Annotated in this window: 14 protein-coding genes; 8 read left to right on the top strand and 6 right to left on the bottom strand. The window is 68.5% G+C overall.

What is annotated here, in order from left to right:
- Positions 1-1886, bottom strand: a 1886-nt coding sequence (locus AC1D2E_RS31035; protein ID WP_478200957.1) for a thiamine pyrophosphate-dependent enzyme, incomplete at its 3' end; no start/stop codon positions are given.
- A 109-nt stretch (positions 1887-1995) separates the two neighbouring features.
- On the opposite strand from AC1D2E_RS31035, the gene AC1D2E_RS31030 reads away from it, so the two are divergent.
- A complete protein-coding gene (locus AC1D2E_RS31030; RefSeq protein ID WP_478200956.1) occupies positions 1996-2502 on the top strand; it encodes a MarR family winged helix-turn-helix transcriptional regulator in 507 nt (168 codons plus the stop codon).
- 19 nt (positions 2503-2521) lie between these two features.
- On the opposite strand, the gene AC1D2E_RS31025 is transcribed toward AC1D2E_RS31030, so the two are convergent.
- The 4 genes from AC1D2E_RS31025 to AC1D2E_RS31010 all read right to left on the bottom strand — a co-directional run bounded on the left by AC1D2E_RS31025 (position 2522) and on the right by AC1D2E_RS31010 (position 6492).
- Positions 2522-3466 carry a quinone oxidoreductase family protein gene (locus tag AC1D2E_RS31025; protein WP_478200955.1) on the bottom strand — a complete coding sequence of 315 codons (945 nt, stop codon included), beginning with the start codon at positions 3464-3466 and terminating at the stop codon, positions 2522-2524.
- Positions 3463-4263 carry an alpha/beta fold hydrolase gene (locus tag AC1D2E_RS31020; protein ID WP_478200954.1) on the bottom strand — a complete coding sequence of 267 codons (801 nt, stop codon included), beginning with the start codon at positions 4261-4263 and terminating at the stop codon, positions 3463-3465. Before AC1D2E_RS31020 ends, AC1D2E_RS31025 begins: the two co-directional genes overlap by 4 nt.
- Entirely contained in the window at positions 4260-5303 is a 1044-nt protein-coding gene (locus AC1D2E_RS31015) for a 3-hydroxybutyryl-CoA dehydrogenase (protein WP_478200958.1), read from the bottom strand. Before AC1D2E_RS31015 ends, AC1D2E_RS31020 begins: the two co-directional genes overlap by 4 nt.
- Positions 5304-5418: 115 nt before the next feature.
- Positions 5419-6492: an NAD/NADP octopine/nopaline dehydrogenase family protein gene (locus AC1D2E_RS31010; protein ID WP_478200953.1), complete on the bottom strand. Its 1074-nt coding sequence runs from the start codon at positions 6490-6492 to the stop codon at positions 5419-5421.
- A gap of 230 nt (positions 6493-6722) precedes the next feature.
- Here AC1D2E_RS31010 and AC1D2E_RS31005 point away from each other — a divergent pair, with 230 nt between their 5' ends.
- Positions 6723-7454: a FadR/GntR family transcriptional regulator gene (locus AC1D2E_RS31005; protein ID WP_478200952.1), complete on the top strand. Its 732-nt coding sequence runs from the start codon at positions 6723-6725 to the stop codon at positions 7452-7454.
- On the opposite strand, the gene AC1D2E_RS31000 is transcribed toward AC1D2E_RS31005, so the two are convergent.
- Positions 7451-8446: a LacI family DNA-binding transcriptional regulator gene (locus AC1D2E_RS31000; protein ID WP_478200951.1), complete on the bottom strand. Its 996-nt coding sequence runs from the start codon at positions 8444-8446 to the stop codon at positions 7451-7453. The genes AC1D2E_RS31005 and AC1D2E_RS31000 overlap by 4 nt on opposite strands.
- 309 nt (positions 8447-8755) lie before the next feature.
- Between AC1D2E_RS31000 and AC1D2E_RS30995 the strand changes: the two genes are divergently transcribed.
- The 6 genes from AC1D2E_RS30995 to AC1D2E_RS30970 all read left to right on the top strand — a co-directional run bounded on the left by AC1D2E_RS30995 (position 8756) and on the right by AC1D2E_RS30970 (position 15664).
- Complete coding sequence (locus tag AC1D2E_RS30995; protein ID WP_478200950.1) at positions 8756-9715, top strand: Bug family tripartite tricarboxylate transporter substrate binding protein; 960 nt, start codon at positions 8756-8758, stop codon at positions 9713-9715.
- Positions 9716-9771: 56 nt separating this feature from the next.
- Positions 9772-10923: an L-talarate/galactarate dehydratase gene (locus AC1D2E_RS30990; RefSeq protein ID WP_478200949.1), complete on the top strand. Its 1152-nt coding sequence runs from the start codon at positions 9772-9774 to the stop codon at positions 10921-10923.
- 34 nt (positions 10924-10957) lie between these two features.
- Complete coding sequence (garD, locus tag AC1D2E_RS30985) at positions 10958-12547, top strand: galactarate dehydratase (RefSeq protein WP_478200948.1); 1590 nt, start codon at positions 10958-10960, stop codon at positions 12545-12547.
- A gap of 194 nt (positions 12548-12741) precedes the next feature.
- Positions 12742-13506: an SDR family NAD(P)-dependent oxidoreductase gene (locus AC1D2E_RS30980; protein WP_478200947.1), complete on the top strand. Its 765-nt coding sequence runs from the start codon at positions 12742-12744 to the stop codon at positions 13504-13506.
- A 54-nt stretch (positions 13507-13560) separates the two neighbouring features.
- Positions 13561-14535 carry a Bug family tripartite tricarboxylate transporter substrate binding protein gene (locus tag AC1D2E_RS30975; RefSeq protein WP_478200946.1) on the top strand — a complete coding sequence of 325 codons (975 nt, stop codon included), beginning with the start codon at positions 13561-13563 and terminating at the stop codon, positions 14533-14535.
- 136 nt (positions 14536-14671) lie between these two features.
- The gene (locus tag AC1D2E_RS30970) at positions 14672-15664 is read left to right on the top strand and encodes a Bug family tripartite tricarboxylate transporter substrate binding protein (protein ID WP_478200945.1); all 993 of its coding nucleotides are present in this window, start codon (positions 14672-14674) and stop codon (positions 15662-15664) included.
- Positions 15665-15856: the final 192 nt, after the last annotated feature.

Genomic DNA, 15856 nt, shown 5'->3' with positions numbered 1-15856 from the left:
GAATCGACGCCGAACTTTTCGCGCACCGAGCGCCTGCCGTCGGCGATCGCCTTGCGCACCAGCGGCTTCTCGCGGCGCTGCCGGTTCAGCATGCATTCCGACTGCGCGATCAGCACCTTCGGGCCCTTTTCCTTGGTCGTCAGCGCGTCCTTCAAGGCATCGCGCATGCCGGCGACGTCGTAGGTGCGGCGCAGCGTTCGCACCCACTTCACTCCGACGCCGCGCACCGCGCGCTCGATCGCGTGGCCGGTGCTGCGGGTCGCGTTGTTCGCGTTCGACGACAGGATGTCCTGGCCACCGGTCGCCGAGGTGTAGTTGTTGTCGACCACGATGGTCAGGTTGTCGCTGCGGTTGAAGACCGCGTTGGCGACGCCGCTGGTCAGGCCGTTGTGCCAGAAGCCGCCGTCGCCCATGACCGAGATCGCGCGCTTGCCCGCCGGCGCATTGAGCGCCGACGCGCCGGCGCCGCCGAGCCCGTAGCCCATCGTCGTGTTGCCGATGTTGAAGGGCGGCAGGATCGAGAACAGGTGGCAGCCGATGTCGGCGCTCACGTGGTGCGCGCCGAGTTCGCGCTCGACCAGCTTCATGGCGCTGAAGATCGGCCGCTCGGGGCAGCCGGTGCAGAAGCCCGGCGGCCGCGCATGCACGCTGTCGCCCAGCGGCAGCGAGGGTTCGGGCGCGGCGTCGACGCCGACTGCGGCGACTTCGATCAGCGGGATCACCTTGCGCACCGGCGTGGGAACCGGCAGCGGCTGCAGCCGGTCGTAGCGCTCGCAGAACGTGCGCGCGCCCTTGAGCAGCTCGGCCGCCGTGTACTCGCCGGCCACCGGCAGCATGTCCTTGCCGTGCAGCACGGTCGTCGAACCGGCCTGGCGCAGGATGGTCGCCAGGTTCTGTTCGACGAAGTTGGGCTGGCCTTCTTCGACCATCAGCACCGCGCGCTTGCCTTCGCAGAAACGCAGCACCTCGCTCTCGATCACCGGGTAGGCGACGTTCATGACGTAGAGCGGCACCTTGGAGTTGCCGTAGACGTCGGCCAGGTCGAGACGCTCGAGCGCGCGCACCATCGTGTTGTAGCTGCCGCCCTGGACGATGATGCCGATGTCGTCGGCGCCTTCTGAGAAGAACTCGTTGAGCCCGCGCTCCTCGATGAACCTGACCGCGGCGGGCCAGCGGTCGCGCACCTTCTCCTGCTCGTGGACAAAGCTGGCCGGCGGCAGCACGATGCGGCCGACGTCGCGCTGCGGATTCTCGAGCGCGTCCTGAAGCGTGAACTTGGCGCGCTTGTTGTCGCCGGCGATGAAGTGCCCATGCACATGGCAGGCGCGGATGCGCAGCTGCAGCATCACCGGCGTGTGGCTCGCTTCCGACAGCTCGAAGCCCTGCTTCACGGCCTCGACGATCGATGGCAGGTTGGGCCGCGGATCGAGCAGCCAGATCTGCGACTTCATCGCGAAGGCATGGCTGCGCTCCTGCATGATCGAGGAGCCCTCGCCGTAGTCCTCGCCGACGATGATCAGCGCGCCGCCGGTCACGCCGCCTGAAGCCAGGTTGGCCAGCGCATCGGAAGCCACGTTGGTGCCGACCGTGGCCTTGAAGGTCACGGCGCCGCGCAGCGGATAGTTGACCGAGGCCGCCAGCGTCGCCGCGGCGGTGGCCTCGCTGGCGCTGTTCTCGAAGCGGATCCCATGGTCGGCCAGGATGTCCTGGGCATCGGCCAGCACGTCCATCAAGTGCGAGATCGGGGCGCCCTGGTAGCCGGCGACGTAGGACACGCCGGATTCCAGCAAGGCCTTGGTGACTGCCAGAATGCCTTCACCCCGGAACACGTCGCCGCCGGAAAGCCGGAGCTTCTTCACCTCTTCGACGAACGATCGCTCTGCCATGGTGTTCCTTCATTCGTGGGACTGCGGGCCACTATCGGCACCGCGGTCTCTATAATGTTGACAACTGAATGTATGCACAATCATGAATAACCCTAGACAAGCAAGCAGCGTGCCCGCCACGAGTCCGGGGCCGTTCAGGCAAGAGACGGCGGCCCCCAGCCACCGCTTCGTCGACGACTACCTGCCCGCGCTGCTGGCGCAGGCGAGCCAGCTGATCTCTTCGGAGTTCCATCGGGTGGCACGGCAGCATGGCTTCTCGGTCTCCGAATGGCGCGTGATGGCCTCGCTGGCCGGCGGCCAGGCGATCAGCATCGGCGCGCTGGCGCAGGTCACGGTGACCAAGCAGCCGACCGTGACGCGGCTGCTCGACCGCATGGAAGCCCGCGGCCAGATCGAGCGCCTGCCCCATGACAGTGATCGGCGTGTCACTCTGGTGCGCATCACGCCCCAAGGCACGCAGGCGGTGGAGCATCTGATGGAGCTGGCGCGCGAGCACGAACTGCGGGTGCTCGAGCCCTTCGGCCTGGCGCGCGCCGAGGAACTCAAGCGGACGCTGCGCCACATCATTGCGCTGCATGCGCGTGCGCCGGGCGAGGCAGTCGAAGACGACGAGTGAGCCGCTGTCGCCTCGGCGCTCAGCGACGGGGCACCAGCACGGCGCGGCCGCGATGGCCGCGCTGGGCGATCCAGTCCATGGCCGCCGCGGCCTCTTCCAAGGCGAAGGACTGGGTGTCGAGGCGGAGGCGGCCGTCGGCCAGCCGCTCGAGCAGCTGCGGCGCCGCCGCCCGGCCGGCGGCTTCGCGGCGGAACATGTTGAGCGGCAGCAGCGCGACGTCGCGCTGCAGGAAATGCGCGAGGTCCAGCGCCAGCGCGTTGCCCGCGGTGTAGCCGACCAGCACCGCCCGGCCGCCAGCCTCCACCCGCGGCAGGGCGGCAGCCAATACCGGCCCGCCGACGGTGTCGACCAGCAGGTCCACGGAGACCGAGGCCAGTGCCGCGGCCGGATCGTCACCGAGCACGAGAACCTGCGCCGCGGCCGGCATCGCCTGCGCCTGCGCCGCATCGCTCACCACCGCCGTGACCTCGGCACCGGCATCGAGCGCGAGCTGCACCAGCAGCGAGCCGACCGCACCGGTCGCGCCCGTCACCCCCACGCGCTCGCCGGCGCGCAGCTGCGCAACCTCGTGCAGCGCGACCCAGGCCGAGGTGCAGGGCGAGAAGAAGGCCGCGCCGAGGGTCGCGGGCACCGCGTCGGGCAGCAGGCCCAGCGCCTCGTCGGGTGCATCGATCAGCTCGCACCAGGTGCCGTCGACCAGCGTGCCCAGGCCGCTGCCGCGCAGCCACACGCGCTGTCCCTCGGCGTGGCGGCCGCTCGCGACGACGACACCCGCGGCCTCGACGCCCGGCGTGTAGGGGAAGGGCGGATGCTTCAAGAAGCTGCCGCGCCAGACGGTGCGGTCGATGTGGCCGACCGTGGCGGCCTCCATGCGCACGATCGTGCGGCCCGGCAGCAAGGACGGCTCCGCCACCTGCGCCAGCACCGGCGGCGCATTGAAGGCATGCACGCGCACCGCTTTCATGCGCGCGTCTCCAGGAAAGCGAGCACCGCGGCAGCGAAGGCCTCGGGCATCTGGTCGGGCAGCGGCACCATGCCGCCCGCAATGTCGACGATGCGCGCCTGCGGCAGCTCGCGCCGCAGTTCGGCGGCATGCGGCGAGGCGAAAGGATCGTCGGTCGCGCGCAGGATCAGCACCGGCTGCCGCACGCGATGGATGCGCTCTTCCATCCGGTAGGCGGCGACCGCGCGATGGCCGTCCTCGGGGCTGCCGCTGGTCTTCAGCGCGTCGCGCACGAAGGCCTCCAGCAGTTCGGGGCGCCCGGCCGGATAGAAGCCCTGGCGGCGCTGCCACAGCGCGGCGAGGTGGCTGCCGTCGTCACTGGGCGCGACCTCGTCGATCGGCGGCCGCGTGGCACGCGCGCGCCGGAAGCCCTCGTCGGTGAAGGGCGTGGACGACAGCACCAGGCTGCGCACCCGCTCGGGAAAGGCGGCCGCGATCTCGACCGCGATCACGCCGCCGGTGTGGTGGCCGACGACATCGGCGCGCACGATCCGCAGCGCGTCGAGCAACTCGACCGCGACCCGGGCCCAGGCTTCGATGCTCGCGGGCCCGTCGATCGGCGCCGAGTCGCCGAAGCCCGCGGTGTCCATCGCAATGGCACGGCACCGTGCGCCAAGAAGAGGCAGCACCTCGCGGTACTCGGTCCAGCTGCGCGGCGACTGGTGCAGCAGCAGCACCGGCGGCGCCTGCACGTCACCGCACTCTGCGTAGTGCACCTGGCCCACCGACAGATCGGCGAAGGCGCGCCGGATCTTCATGCCAGCGTCTCGGGGGCAGGCGGCTGCCAGAGCCCGGCATGCTTGAGCATGCCCAGCGTGCGCGACAGCACGTCGCGGCGGTAGGCGACGACATCGCGCCCTTCGTAGTCGTAGAAGCCGCTGCCGCTCTTCAGCCCGAGCCGGCCTTCATCGACCATCCGGTCGACGATCGCCGGCGCCGTGTAGCGCGCCTTGTCGATCGAGGCCGACATCTCGCGGCTCGCGTGATGCAGGATGTCGCAGCCGCCGAAGTCGATGAACTCGACCACGCCGAGCGCCGCGAAGCGCAGGCCGAGGCCGTAGCGCGTGGCCTTGTCGATCTCTTCGGCGGTGGCGGCGCCCTCCTCGATCATGCGGGCCGCCTCGTTCATCACCAGCGCCTGAAGCCGCGGCACGATGTAGCCGGGGGTCGGGCCGCAGACCACCGGCAGCTTGCCGATGGCCTCCATCAGCGACTTGGTGCGTGCCAGCACGGCCGGGTCGGTGCCCGCATGGCAGCTCAGCTCGACCACCGGGATCACGTAGGCCGGGTTGAGCCAGTGCATGTTGAGGAAGCGCTCGGGCCTGTGCACCAGCGCCGCCAGCTGCGTCACGAGGATGCTGCTGGTGGTCGAGGTGATGATCGCGTCGTCGCGGCAATGCCGGTTGAGCCACTCGAAGGCCTCGCGCTTGGCTTCGAGAGTCTCGGGCACGCCTTCGAACAGCAGCTCGGCGGCGGCCAGTGCCGCCGGCGCGTCCGCTGCGTTGACGAATTCGACCCGCGCCGCGATCGCCGCGACCTGTTGCGCATCGATCACGCCGAGCTGCGCCAGCCCCGCGAGGCTGGCTTCGATCTCGGCCTGCGCTTCGGCGCGCAGCTTCTGCCAGGCTTCGTCGCTGCGCGGGCGCAGGTCGACCAGCGAAATGCGATGGCCCGCATAGGCGAAGGCGATCGCGATGCCGCGGCCCATGCGGCCCGCGCCGACGGCGGCGAAGCGCGCGAGATGTGGCCCCCACGCTCCGTCACTTCGTGTACTCGCTGCCCCCCGAGGGGGCCGCAGGCCGCCTTGGGGCGGCCCGGCGTCGGCCTGTGGCCCCCACGCTCCGTCACTTCGTGTACTCGCTGCCCCCCGAGGGGGCCGCAGGCCGCCTTGGGGCGGCCCGGCGTCGGCCTGATCATTCGCCATCGTGCAATCTCTGCTTGAGTTGAGCGGCAGTCAGGCCTGCGAGGCCGAGCGTCTCCAGCGTGCGCGGCCCCTTGCGAAGATCGCGGCCGAGGAAGCCGCCGACGATCGCCAGCAGCCCGTGCGCGATCGGCGCATCGACGCCGGCGAAGCGAGCGGTCGAGGCCAGGAAGGCCAGGCCGAGCTCGGTGTCCTCGGTGATGTAGCGGTGCGTATGCAGGTCGATGTTCTCGCGCCAGTCGCCCGACTTCACCAATTGCTTGTGGGCGTCGCCGTACATCCACCGGTCGTTGTTGTAGTGGTCGGCCAGCGGATAGTGCGGTGCGCCCTGCCCCAGCGCCTCGCGCACCGCAATGCGCTCCTGGTCGAGCTTGTCGGTCACGTCGCGCACCGCGCGCTGCGTGCCTTCGTTATGGATGTCCCAGCGCTCGAAGTGCTGCAGCGGCGCGGCGTTCATCACCATCAACGGCGGGTGGATCACCGGGCCGGCGTTCATCAGCGCGCCGGAGAGCGCATCGCCGCAGCCATGCACGCTGGGGTAGGCCCGGCGGATCACCGCGATCGCCTGCTGTTCCTTGCGCGCCGGATAGACGCCGGTGGGCAGGCGGATGGCGCGGATCGTCACGTTGACCTCGCGCTCGCCATGCTTGCGTGCGAGGTAAGGCAGCGTGCCGGTCTCGGCCCAGGCGACATCGGCGCGGCTGCCGGCCTCGGCCACCCGGCGCGCCATCACGTAGCTGCCGAAGGTGCCCGGCGGCAGGAACACCACCTGGCCGTCGACCAGGTGCGGCGCCATCGCACGGGCGATGTCCTCCTGGGCGATGGCCGGGGTCGGGATCACGATCAACTCGGCATCGCGCAAAGCGGCACCGATGTCGGCGGTGGCCAGCGCGATCTTCACGTCGCGACTGCCGTCGGCATCCTTCAGCGTGATCGATCCGGCTTGCGCGACCGGTGCCAGCGCGGCGGCATCGCGGCGCCAGAGGCGCACTTCATGGCCGGCTTCGGACAGGTCGGCAGCGGCCGCGTAGGCACCGTGGCCGCCGCCAAGGATTGCGATTTTCATGGGGTTGCAGTCGAGGTTGAAGTGGATGGGGCGTCAATACATTACTTTTCAACTGTTCATGTGTCAACTAAAAACGGGCTGTGTTCGCGTTTCCACGGATCCCCCTCCCGCGTCGGTTGCCTGGACCGGCCTGTCCATTTGCGGTAGCATGAATGACAACGTTATCATCAACGCCGGGCTGCAACCCGCGAGTGAACGGGCGAGCCACGACAAGGCCCCGGAGCCATCCCATGCAAAGCATCAACCGATCGCTGTCGCGCAACCTGAGCATGGGTATCGTCGACGCATTGAGCCACCGGATCAGGATCGGCCCCCTGCGCGCCGGCCACAAGTTGCCTACCGAGGCCGAAATCATGAATGAGTTCGGTGTCAGCCGGACCGTGGTCAGGGAAGCGCTCTCGAGGCTGCAGGCCGCAGGGATGGTGCAGTCTCGGCGAGGCGTCGGTACCTTCGTGGTCGGTGCCTCGCGCGCCAAGCCCTTCCAGGCCGAAAGCAGCCCGGACGACAGCCTCGCGCAGGCGCTTGCCTTGATCGAGTTGCGCATCGGACTGGAATCCGAAGCCGCCGCACTTGCGGCGCAGCGTCGCCATGCCGGGGACCTGGAGGCCATCGCGGCTGCGCTGAACGCTTTCCGGATGGCCATGGCGCAAGGCATGGACACCGCGGTGCCCGACTTCCAGTTTCATCTCGAGATCGCGCGCGCCGCCCACAGCCCGCATTTCGCTGCCGTCCTCGAGGCGCTGGGCCCGACCTGCGTGCCGACATCGTTCCTGGAAGCCACGGGCGGGAAAGAACCGAGCATTGCCTCGAGGGACCAGGTGCTGCGGGAGCATCGAAGCATCGCCAACGCGATCGCGCAGCAGGACGTCGATGCCGCACGTGCCGCCATGCGAACCCACCTGGTGAACGGCCGCGAGCGGCGTCGCGCTTCCGAACTGCCGCAGCGGCCCTTTCGGCGCTAGGTCGATTGCCGCTCGATCATGCGGAATCCGACATCGATGACGGGCTTCGCGATCGTTTCACCGCGGCAGCGGTCGATGATCAGTCGCGCCGCCAGGCGGCCGATCTCGGCGCCGTCCACGTGGACGGTGGAGATCGAGGGGACCGTGTGGGCACCGAAGTCCGCGTTGCCGAAGCCGCAGATCGCCAGGTCCTGGGGAACCCGCAAGCCCCGTGCGAGCGCTTCCACGATCACGCCATGCGCCAGCTGGTCCGAACTGCAACAGATCGCCTCCAGATGCGGGTCCTGCTCCAACAATTCGGCGAGTGCGCGGCGGCCCAGTTCGAGACTGCTGGGTGCCGGCACGAAAGCGGTCGGCAGCTCGCGGCCGATCGTGGTTTGAAAGCCGTCCCGCCGCATCCGCGCACGAAGGTCGTCGCCAGTGGCGATGCCGATCCGCTTCCACCCCTTGCCGAGGAAATAGCCGGCCACCGCACTTCCGACCTTCAAGTGCGAGAAGCCGACCAGCATGTCGACCGGCCGATCGCTGAGGTCCCAGGTCTCGACCACCGGAATCCCGGATCTGCGCAGGCGGTCCCGGGCGCGCTGGGACTGCACGAGGCCGGTGATGACGATGCCGTCGGGCTGCCGGCCGATCATCGTGTTGAGCACCGTCTCCTCCCGCTCGGCGTCGTAGGCGGTCTGGCCCAGGATCAGCTGATAGCCGGCCGCCGCCAGCTCGGTGGTGAGCGCCTGCACGGTCGGCAGGAACTGGGACACCGACAGGGCCGGCACGATGCCGCCCACCATGAGGCTGCGCTTTGACTTGAGCCCGCCGGCGAGCAGGTTCGGTATGTAGCCGGTCGACTCGACCGCGGCCTGCACCTTCTCGATCGTCTTCTCGGACACCACGCCCGGATTGCTGAGGGCGCGCGACGCAGTGATCAGCGAAACGCCTGCGGCCTTGGCCACGTCGTGGAGCGTGGCCGCCTTGAACGGAGAAGCGGCATTCATTCGGGCTGTCGGCGTCTGGGCATTTGGATGTGAAGACCAGACCCTACCAAAATTGGCCGACCTGCCGCTGACATCGTTGTCAGAAGGCACACCGGAAGGCTGGGGCCGCGTCGAGAGCCGCCCTCGAAATCCGGGAAAACCCCGATCGGAAGTCCATTGACCGGCAAAAATGACAACGATATCATTTCGCCCATGTCGGGAATCGTGCATCCGAATGCACGACGGAGGTTGCCTCAACGCAGGCCGCCATGCTGCGGCTCGCGGTACAGCATCAAAAATGACAACGTTACCATCTCAAGGAGACATTTCATGAAGAAGTACCTGGGCGCAATTGCGCTGAGTCTGGCGGCCCTGGCTGCCCATGCGCAGGGCTGGCCCGAGAAGACCGTCACCCTGGTGGTGCCCTTCCCGCCGGGCGGCTCGACCGACCAGGTGGCGCGCGCCATCGCTCCGCGGCTCACCGACAAGTTCAAGCAGTCCTTTCTCGTCGACAACAAGGCCGGGGCCACGGGCACCATCGGCGCCACCTTCGTCAAGCGCGCGGCGCCCGACGGCGCAACCTTTCTCGTGACCTCGCTCGGTCCGCTGGTCATCGTGCCGCACCTGGTCAAGGGCCTGCAGTACGACGCGCTGAAGGATTTCGACCTGATCACCGTGGCGGTCGCATCGCCGAACGTGCTGGTGGTGCCTGCGAATTCGCCGCACAAGAGCGTGGCCGACGTGATTGCCTACGAAAAGGCGAATCCCGGCAAGATGACCTTCGCGTCGGCCGGCAACGGCTCCAGCGACCACCTGACCGCCGAACTCTTCTGGCAGCAGACCGGCACCCAGGGCATCCATGTCCCCTACAAAGGGGGCTCGCCGGCCCACACCGACCTCATGGGGGGTCAGGTCGATGCGTCGTTCCAGAACATCAACTCGGTCGCGCAATACATCAAGGGCGGAAAGATGCGCGCGCTGGCCGTCACCAGCCCGAAGCGCTCACCCGTGCTGCCCGACGTGCCGACGCTGGCCGAGGCGGGGGTCAAGAACGTCGAGGTGGCCTCATGGCAGGCCATCGTCGCCCCCAAGGGGCTGTCCCCCGCGGTGCGGGACAAGGCCCATGCGGCCTTCGTCGAAGCACTCAACGACCCGAAGGTCAAGGACCAGTTCACCTCGATCGGATTCGACATGGTCGCCAACTCCCCGGCCCAGTTCGCCGAGTTCCAGCAGAAGGAATACGCACGCTGGAAGAACGTGATCGAGACCGGAAAGATCACGATCGACTGAGCACGCAGCGCCGCGACCGCAGCGGCAGCTCCGGACCCTTTGAAAGCAATCCCGTCATGACCACCTCCCCTCCTTCCTCCGCCAGTGACAGCATCACCTGGGTTCGCATCTCGTCGTGCTACCTGCCGCTCGCCAACCCCATCAGCGACGCCAAGGTCCTGACCGGCCGCCAGAAGCCGATGACGGAAATTGCGATGCTGTTCGCCGAGATCGAGACCAAGGACGGCCACCGGGGACTGGGCTTCAGCTACTCGAAGCGAGCCGGTGGCCCGGGCCAGTTCGCGCATGCGAAGGAAATTGCGCCGGCGCTGATCGGCGAAGACCCGAGCGACATCTCGAGGCTCTGGACCCAGCTTTGCTGGGCCGGCGCATCGGTCGGCCGCAGCGGCATGGCCGTGCAGGCGATCGGCGCCTTCGATGTCGCGCTCTACGACCTGAAGGCCAGGCGCGCCGGCCTCTCGCTGTCGAAGCTGCTCGGCTCGCAACGCGATTCGGTGCAGTGCTACAACACCTCCGGCGGTTTCCTGCACACGCCGCTCGACCAGCTGCTGGTGAACGCGGCGGCCTCGCGCGAACGCGGCATTGGCGGCATCAAGCTCAAGGTCGGCCAACCCGACCGCGCGCTGGACATCCGGCGGGTGGAGGCGGTGCGCAAGCACCTCGGCGACGACATGCCGCTGATGGTCGACGCCAATCAGCAATGGGATCGGCCGACGGCCCAGCGCATGTGCCGCATCTTCGAACAGTACAACCTTGTGTGGATCGAAGAGCCGCTCGATGCCTACGACTTCGAGGGTCACGCGGCGCTGGCGGCCCAGTTCGATACGCCGATCGCCACCGGCGAGATGCTGACCAGCGCGGCGGAGCACGGAGAACTCATTCGTCACCGCGCCGCCGACTACCTGATGCCCGATGCGCCTCGCGTGGGCGGGATCACGCCGTTCCTGAAAGTTGCTGGCCTGGCGGAGCAGGCCGGCCTCAGCCTCGGCCCGCACTTTGCGATGGAACTGCACGTCCATCTCGGCGCGGTCTACGCCACCGAGCCCTGGGTCGAGCACTTCGACTGGCTCGAACCCCTGTTCAACGAACGCCTCGAGATCAGGAATGGCCGCATGCTCGTGCCGACCCGCCCGGGCCTCGGGCTGAGCCTGAGCGACCGGGTCAAGGGCTGGACGCGCGAAGAAGCCGAGGTCGGCAAGCGAGCCTGACCGCACCTGAATGCGAAAAGTCGAAGTACCCCCCATGGCTGAATCCCTCACACACGCGCCGCTGACCATCCGCATGCACGCGAACGACAACGTCGCGATCGTGGCCAACGACGGCGGGCTCGCGGCCGGCACGGTGTTCCCCTCGGGCCTCACGCTGCGCGAGAAGGTGCCGCARGCSCACAAGGTGGCGCTGGTCGACATCCCCGAAGGCGCAGAGGTGCGCCGCTACGACGTGGCAATCGGCTATGCGCTCAAGGACATCCCGGCCGGCAGCTGGGTCCACGAGCGGCTCTTGAAGATGCCCGCCGCGCGCGCGCTCGCAGGMCTGCCGATCGCCACCGTGAAGCCGCCCGCGCTGCCGCCGCTCGCGGGCTACAGCTTCGAGGGCTACCGCAAYCCGGACGGCTCGGTCGGCACCCGCAACATCCTGGCCATCACCCAGACCGTGCAGTGCGTGGCCGGCGTGACCGCGTTCGCGGTCCGGCGCATCAAGGCCGAGCTGCTGCCCAAGTACCCCCACGTCGACGACGTCGTGGCGCTCGARCACRGCTACGGCTGCGGCGTCGCSATCGATGCGCCCGACGCCGTCATCCCGATYCGCACSYTGCGCAACATCAGCCTCAATCCGAACTTCGGCGGCGAGGTCATGGTGGTCAGCCTGGGCTGCGAGAAGCTGCAGCCCGAACGCCTGATGCCGCCCGGCACCATCCCGCTGGTGGACGAGCGCAACGTGGCCGACRTCGGCGACAGCGCCGAGGCCAGGCTCGACGTGGTCTGCCTGCAGGACGATGCGCACGTCGGCTTCATGTCGATGGTCGACGCGATCCTGCGCCAGGCCGAGGARCACCTCGAGCGSCTCGATGCCCGCCGGCGCGAGACCGTGCCCGCCAGCGAGCTGGTGGTCGGCGTGCAATGCGGCGGCAGCGACGCCTTCTCGGGCGTCACCGCCAACCCGGCGGTCGGCTTCTGCACCGATCTGCTGGTGCGCGCCGGCGCCACCGTGATGTTCTCGGAAGTCACCGAAGTGCGCGACGGCATCGACCAGCTCACCGCGCGCGCCAGCACGCCGGAGGTGGCCGAGGCCATGATCCGCGAGATGGCCTGGTACGACGCCTACCTCGACCGCGGGCGCGTGGACCGCAGCGCCAACACCACGCCCGGCAACAAGAAGGGCGGCCTGTCGAACATCGTCGAGAAGGCGATGGGCTCGATCGTCAAGAGCGGCAGCGCGCCGATCTCGGGCGTGGTCGCGCCGGGCGAGAAGGCCCGCCAGAAGGGGCTGCTCTATGCCGCCACGCCGGCCAGCGACTTCATCTGCGGCACGCTGCAGCTGGCCGCCGGCATGAACCTGCATGTCTTCACCACCGGGCGCGGCACGCCCTACGGCCTGGCCGAGGTGCCGGTGATCAAGGTCGCCACCCGCAGCGACCTGGCGCGCCGCTGGCACGACCTGATGGACGTCAACGCGGGCCGCATCGCCGACGGCGAGGCAAGCATCGAAGACATCGGCTGGGAGCTGTTCCGGCTGATGCTCGAAGTGGCCAGCGGCCGCACGAAGACCTGGGCCGAGCAGTGGAGGCTGCACAACGCACTGGTGCTGTTCAACCCGGCACCGGTCACCTGAGACCTTGCGGGACAGACCAAGAAATGCGCAGCAGTTCTTGCTCTGTCCTCAACCGACTGAAACCTTGCGGGACAGACCAAGAAACTGCGCAGCAGTTTTGCTCTGGCCTCGACCTGCTGAGACCTTGCGGGACAGACCAAGAAACTGCGCAGCAGTTTTTGCTCTGTCCTCAACTGACTAAAGGAGCACGAACCATGGAAGACCTCAAAGGCCGCAGCGCCCTCGTCACCGGCGCCAGCACCGGCATCGGCGCCGCCGTCGCCATCGCCTATGCCGCCCGCGGCATGCGCGTGGCGGTCCACTACAACAGCTCGGCCGCAGCCGCCGAACAAGTGGTCGAGACCATCCGGGCGGCCGGCGGCGAAGCCTTCGCGCTGCAGGGCGACGTCCGCGACAGCGCGGCGATCCGCCGCGTGGTCGCCCAGGCCGACGAGCGGCTCGGCGGCATCGACGTGCTGGTCAACAACGCCGGCAGCCTGGTCAAGCGGGTGCCGATCGCCGACTTCGACGACGCGCTGTTCGACGAGGTGCTGCACATCAACGCCCGCTCGGTGCTGGCCTTCTGCCGCGAAGTCGTGCCGCTGATGCGCGCCCAGAGCCACGGCGGCAGCATCATCAACGTGTCGTCGATCGCGGCGCGCAACGGCGGCGGCCCGGGCGCCTACCTCTATGCCGGCGCCAAGGGCTTCGTGAGCACCGCCACCCGCGGGCTGGCAAAGGAACTCGCGCCCGACCGGATCCGCGTCAATGCGGTGTCGCCGGGCGTCATCCAGACGCCCTTCCACGACCGCTTCTCGACGCCGCAACTGCTCGAATCGTTCAAGGCTGCGATCCCGATGGCCCGCATCGGCGAGCCGGACGACTGCGTCGGCGCCTTCCTCTACCTGGCATCGACACAGCTCTCGGGCTACGTCACCGGCCAGATCCTCGAAGTGAACGGCGGCCAGTACATGCCCTGAACCCGGCGCCACCTCATCCCACCGCACAGATCAACAACAACGGAGACAAGCGTCTTGAAAACTGGAATCCTCGGCGGCCTGGCCGCACTCTCGGCTGTGGCCGCCCTGTCCCTCGGCCTGGCCGCGCCCGCTGCAGCGCAGAGCGACTTCCCGAACCGCACCATCGAACTGCTGGTGCCCTACCAGCCCGGCGGCGGCACCGACGGCTTGGCGCGCACCTTCGCCGATGCCAGCCGCAAGCACATGGCGCAGACCATGGTGATCGTCAACCGGCCGGGTGCCGGCGGCGCCATCGGCTGGACCGAGGTGATCAATGCCAAGCCCGACGGCTACAAGCTCGCCGTGCTCACGGTCGAGCTGCTGACGCTGCCGCACCTGGGCCTGGCCAAGTTCAACTACGACGACTTCCAGCCGATCGCCCAGCTCAACGCCGACCCGGCGGCGATCACGGTCAAGGCCGACGCCCCCTGGAACACGGTCGAAGAATTCCTGGCCGCGGCGAAGAAGTCGCCGGAAAGCGTGCGTATCGGCAACTCCGGCAACGGCTCGATCTGGCATCTGGCCGCGGCCGCACTGGAAGACAAGACCGGCGCCAAGTTCGGCCACATCCCGTTCCAGGGCGCCGCGCCCGCGGTGCTGGCGCTGCTCGGCGGCCACATCGAGGCGGTGGCCGTGAGCCCGGCCGAGGTAACGACCCATGTGCAATCGGGCAAGCTCAAGATGCTGATGGTGATGGCCGACCAGCGCGTGAAGGGCTTCGAGAAGGTGCCGACCGCCAAGGAGCGCGGCATCGACCTGTCGATCGGCACCTGGCGCGGCCTCGGCGCGCCGAAGAACACGCCGCCCGACGTGATGGCCAGGCTGCGCGAGATCACCGCCAAGACGGCGGCCGAACCGATGATGCGCGAAGCCATGGACAAGCAGAACCTGGGCTACGTCTACACCGACGGCGCGGTCTTCAAGGAAACGCTGGCCCGCGACAACGCCTATTACAAGAGCCTGATCACCAAGCTCAACATCAAACCGTGAGACCTTGCGGGACAGATCAAGAAACTGCGAAGCAGTTTTTGCTCTGTCCTCAACTGACTAAGACCTTGCGGGACAGCCCAAGAAACTGCGCAGCAGTTCTTGTTCTGTCCTCGACTGACTAATTAGGAGACCCGCCATGCAACGCCGCACCCTGATCCACACCGCGCTCGCCTCGCTGGCCGGCAGCCTGCCGGCGCTGCCGGCCTTCGCGCAGAACCCGTGGCCGACGGCCAAGCCGATCACCTATCTGGTGCCATTCCCCGCCGGCGGCACCACCGACGTGCTGGCACGGCTGATCAGCCAGAAGCTCGGCCCGGTGCTGGGTACCAGCGTGGTGATCGACAACAAGGGCGGCGCCGGCGGCAGCGTGGGCTCGGAGATCGCTTCCCGGGCCGCGCCCGACGGCTTCACGCTGCTGGGCGGCACCATCAGTTCGCACGCGATCAACGYCAGCCTCTATCCCAAGATCGGCTACGACCCGCTGAAATCCTTCGCGCCGGTGACACTGATCGGCACCAACCCGGTGGTGCTGGTGGTCAACCAGGCCAGCCCGTACAAGACGCTGAAGGACTTGCTCGAAGCCAGCCGGTCCAGGCCCGGCGGCCTGTCCTCGGCCTCGGCCGGCACCGGCACCTCGCAGCACCTGGCACTCGAACTGCTGGCCTACAAGTCGGGCGTCAAGTTCACGCACATCCCGTACAAGGGCAGCGGCCCGGCGATCCAGGACGTCATCGGCGGCCAGGTCGACATGATGTTCGACACCACCGTGGTCGCCGGCCCGCACATCCAGAGCGGCAAGCTGCGCGCCCTGGCCGTGACCTCGGCCAAGCGCCTGGCCTCGATGCCGGACGTCCCGACGATCGCCGAATCGGGCATTCCCGGGCTGGCCGATTTCGAGGTGGTGTCGTGGCAGGCGATCTTCGTGCCGGCCGGCACGCCGGCGCCGATCGTCGACCGCCTGCACGCCGAGATCCGCAAGATCCTTGCGCAGCCCGAGATGCAGGAGAAGATGAAGGGCTTCGGCATGGAACCGGCCGACCTGACGACCACGCAGATCGCGGCTTTCCAGAAGGCCGAAGTCGACAAATGGGCGCAGGTGATCAAGGCCGCCAACATCAAGGCCGAGTAGCTGGCCCCCACGCTCCCCCACTTCGTGTGGGTCGCTGCCCCCCGAGGGGGCCGCAGKCCGGCTTGGGGCGGCCCGGCGCCGGCCTTGGCCCCCACGCTCCCCCACTTCGTGTGGGTCGCTGCCCCCCGAGGGGGCGCAGGCCGCCTTGAGGCGGCCCGGCGCCGGCCTGGATTGCCCCCACGCTCCCCCACT

This window comes from Variovorax sp. P1_H2, assembly GCF_056405295.1.
This window is presented reverse-complemented; position numbering and strand designations above follow the sequence as displayed.